Source organism: Arachidicoccus sp. (assembly GCF_050436765.1).
Classification (GTDB): domain Bacteria; phylum Bacteroidota; class Bacteroidia; order Chitinophagales; family Chitinophagaceae; genus Arachidicoccus.
Genome location: NZ_JBNQGD010000300.1, coordinates 10,624 through 14,208 on the forward strand (window position 1 = coordinate 10,624; position 3,585 = coordinate 14,208).

Below are 3,585 nucleotides of genomic sequence, written 5' to 3' on the forward strand. Positions count from 1 at the left end.
TGGCAGGACATATCGTTATCGTTTGCTTTGTATTATTGATATTTATTTTTGCAGGTCTGAATGTGTATGTTGGTGGTGGTTTTAGTGTTATTTCTGTTGCCTTATCTGTTTTTTCAATGTTAATCGAATTGTTGGTGACGGCCATTCAGGCTTATATCTTTGCTAATCTTACGGCGATTTTTATTGGCCAAATGATTGAAGATCATGGGCATACTGCAGAAGCAAATGGAATAGATCACGCACATTCAGATAAAGAGTTTTCTTTATTGTAATTATTTTTATAAACATTATTTATTTTCTTTTTTCATTTATAAAATCCATACACAATGTCTTTATTGAACACTGTAATGTTACAAGCCGATGGAATGGCTAAAGGTCTTGGAGCTGTTGGCGCTGGTGTTGCTGCACTTGGAGCTGGCGTAGGTATCGGCCAAATTGGTAAGGGTGCGGTTGAAGCAATCGCTCGTCAACCAGAAGCTTCTGGCGACATTCGTGCAAACATGATTCTTGCTGCTGCTCTTGTAGAAGGTGTTGCCTTCTTGGGTGTAATTGCAGGTATCTTGGCAATCGTACTTTAAGTACTTAAAAACCGCATTAGACGCACAGGGCTAAGATGCGGTTTTACTTTAAATTTTAAAAATTAGTTTTTAAATAAATTCACTATGGGACTTTTAACACCCGATTTTGGTCTTTTCTTTTGGACCTTATTAGCGTTTTTGCTTGTGCTTTTCATTCTAGGTAAATTCGCCTGGAAGCCGATATTGAAAATGTTGGATGAGCGTGAAAGCACTATCGCAGACAGCATTGCTACGGCCCAAAAAGCCAGAGATGAAATGGCTGCGTTAAAGAGTGAAAATGAAACTCTTTTGCAGCAGGCACGTGAAGAAAGAACAAAGATGTTGAGAGAAGCTAAAGATGCTTCGGATAAAATGATTGCAGATGCTCAATCAAAAGCAAAAAGCGAATATGAAAGAATTGTTTCAGATGCTCAGGTAGCTATCGCGCAACAAAAAAATGCTGCATTAACCGATGTTAAAAATAAAGTGGGTACTTTAGTCATTGAAGTGGCTGAAAAAGTATTGCGTAAACAATTGGCAGATAAGGCGGAACAAGAAAACTTTATCGCCGGTTTGGTGAGCGATGTAAAATTGAATTAGAATAATTAGGCAATAAATAATTTATAAATAGAAAAATGCAAAACCCACGTTTATCGGCAGTTTACGCAAAAAGTTTGGCAGATTTGGCTATTGAGCAGAAAAAGCTGGATACAATATTTAGCGATATGCAGTACATCAAGGCTGTCTGTGGTGCAAGTAGAGAGTTTGTTCAACTTTTGAAAAGCCCCATTATTTTTGCCGATAAAAAACAAGCTATCATTAATGATATTACTAAAGGTAAAGTAAGCGATATAACCGCAGCTTTCAATACTCTTTTGATTAAAAAAGGTAGGGAGGGTTACTTACCGCAGATAGCGGACGCATTTATTGAACAATACAATAAACTTAATGGAATCAACAGTGTGAAGGTTACTACTGCTGTTCCATTATCTGAAAAAAATAAGAATAATATTTTAGCTAAATTAAAAACCGAAGTTGGTTTTGATAAAGTAGAGTTAGAAACAGCTGTTGATGCGGATTTGATAGGCGGTTTTGTTTTGGAATTCAACAACAATTTAGTAGATGCAAGTATTGCCCGCGATTTACGAGACATCAAAAAGCAATTTCAGCAAAACTTGTATGTTCAAAATATAAAATAAACTTTTTTAAGAAAAAAATCACGAATCCCTTTTCGTTTAAGCAACGGAAGAAAAACAAAATAATATGGCAGAAATTAAACCGGATGAAATATCGGCGATATTAAGGCAACAACTTAGCAACTTCAACGCATCAGCGGATTTAGAGGAAGTTGGTACGGTATTGCAAGTGGGCGATGGTATCGCGCGCGTTTATGGGTTGAATAATGTTCGCTCTGGTGAACTTGTTGAATTTGAAACTGGCACAAAAGCAATTGCCCTAAATCTAGAAGAAGATAATGTGGGTGTGGTATTGATGGGCGAAAGCAAAGGTATCAAAGAAGGTGCGAAAGTACGTCGTACCGGCAGCATTGCCTCTATCAAAGTTGGTGAAGGCTTGATGGGACGGGTTATCAATATGTTGGGAGAACCCATAGATGGTAAAGGCCCTATTCAAGGAGAATTATACGAAATGCCATTGGAACGTAAAGCCCCAGGGGTTATTTATCGTGAGCCTGTAAAAGAACCATTGCAAACTGGTATCAAAGCTATCGATGCGATGATTCCTGTTGGTCGCGGACAGCGTGAATTGGTAATTGGCGACCGCCAAACTGGTAAAACGGCTATTTGTATCGATACCATTATCAATCAAAAAGAATTTTACGATGCAGGTAAACCTGTATATTGTATATATGTGGCTATTGGTCAAAAAGCATCAACCATTGCAGGTGTGATGAAAACTTTGCAAGATAATGGCGCAATGGCTTATACAACGATTGTTGCAGCCTCTGCCGCTGATCCTGCACCTCAACAATTCTATGCGCCATTTGCTGGTGCAGCTATTGGAGAATTCTTCCGTGATACTGGCCGTCCGGCATTGATTGTTTATGATGATTTATCAAAACAAGCTGTGGCCTACCGCGAAGTTTCTTTGTTGCTCCGTCGCCCGCCAGGACGTGAAGCTTATCCGGGTGATGTATTCTATTTGCACAGTCGTTTATTAGAACGTGCTGCCAAAGTTATCAATAATCAGGATGTAGTGAAAAACATGAATGATTTACCGGAATCTATTAAGCATTTAGTGAAAGGTGGTGGTTCATTAACTGCGCTTCCTATTATTGAAACGCAGGCCGGTGACGTATCTGCTTATATTCCAACTAACGTAATTTCTATTACCGACGGTCAAATATTTTTGGAAGGTAACTTGTTTAATGCAGGTATCCGTCCGGCTATCAACGTAGGTATTTCGGTGAGTCGTGTTGGTGGTAGCGCTCAGATTAAATCAATGAAAAAGGTATCGGGTACATTGAAACTAGACCAAGCACTTTACCGAGAAATGGAAGCCTTTTCTAAATTTGGTGGGGACTTAGATGCTGCTACTAAATTGGTATTGGACAAAGGTGCACGCAACGTAGAAATATTGAAACAACCGCAGTTCTCTCCACTATCCGTAGAGAAACAGGTAGCTATCATTTACTTGGGTTCTCAAGGATTGTTACGTGAAGTAGCTGTCAAAAAAGTGAAAGCTTTTGAAGAACAATTCTTTGTTGAAATGGAAAGTAAATTGCCTGAAGTTTTAGCGGAATTTAAGAAAGGTAATTTACCAGAAGATGGTGTAAAAAAGATGGTAGATTTGGCCAAAGGTATTATGCCGCAATACAAATAGAATTTGTTTAATATATTTGAAAGCATCCACAGTTACTGTGGATGCTTTTTTCATAGTGAAGTACGTATATGGCGTAATTCTAAAAGACAACGGCCATTCTTTGCCTCATATTACGCAGTTGAATGTTTGAAAGGGATAATTGGAGTCATAATTCCATAATCCTAAGAACCAAATTCAACAAGTCACA

5 protein-coding genes are annotated in these 3,585 nt (G+C 38.4%); all 5 read left to right on the forward strand.

Translation table 11 applies throughout. From position 1 onward, the window contains the following. A partial coding sequence (locus ACQR30_RS12980) for a F0F1 ATP synthase subunit A (protein ID WP_429735780.1) occupies positions 1 to 272 on the forward strand: 272 nt, incomplete at its 5' end. A 54-nt stretch (positions 273 to 326) separates the two neighbouring features. Further along, a complete protein-coding gene (gene atpE / locus ACQR30_RS12985) occupies positions 327 to 578 on the forward strand; it encodes an ATP synthase F0 subunit C (RefSeq protein ID WP_119989361.1) in 252 nt (83 codons plus the stop codon). Between the two features lie 84 nt (positions 579 to 662). Then, positions 663 to 1,157: a F0F1 ATP synthase subunit B gene (gene atpF, locus ACQR30_RS12990; protein ID WP_429735782.1), complete on the forward strand. Its 495-nt coding sequence runs from the start codon at positions 663 to 665 to the stop codon at positions 1,155 to 1,157. A gap of 35 nt (positions 1,158 to 1,192) precedes the next feature. After that, entirely contained in the window at positions 1,193 to 1,756 is a 564-nt protein-coding gene (gene atpH / locus ACQR30_RS12995; protein WP_429735784.1) for an ATP synthase F1 subunit delta, read from the forward strand. Between the two features lie 64 nt (positions 1,757 to 1,820). Then, positions 1,821 to 3,398 (forward strand): F0F1 ATP synthase subunit alpha, encoded by a 1,578-nt coding sequence (gene atpA, locus ACQR30_RS13000; protein WP_429735786.1) that lies wholly within the window; start codon positions 1,821 to 1,823, stop codon positions 3,396 to 3,398. Positions 3,399 to 3,585 lie beyond the last annotated feature (187 nt).

What these genes read in the sequence shown, in the direction of transcription:
- atpF (WP_429735782.1), top strand. Translation starts at nt 663, where the DNA reads ATGGGACTTTTAACACCCGATTTTGGTCTTTTCTTTTGGACCTTATTA.
- atpA (WP_429735786.1), top strand. Translation starts at nt 1,821, where the DNA reads ATGGCAGAAATTAAACCGGATGAAATATCGGCGATATTAAGGCAACAA.
- atpH (WP_429735784.1), top strand. Translation starts at nt 1,193, where the DNA reads ATGCAAAACCCACGTTTATCGGCAGTTTACGCAAAAAGTTTGGCAGAT.
- atpE (WP_119989361.1), top strand. Translation starts at nt 327, where the DNA reads ATGTCTTTATTGAACACTGTAATGTTACAAGCCGATGGAATGGCTAAA.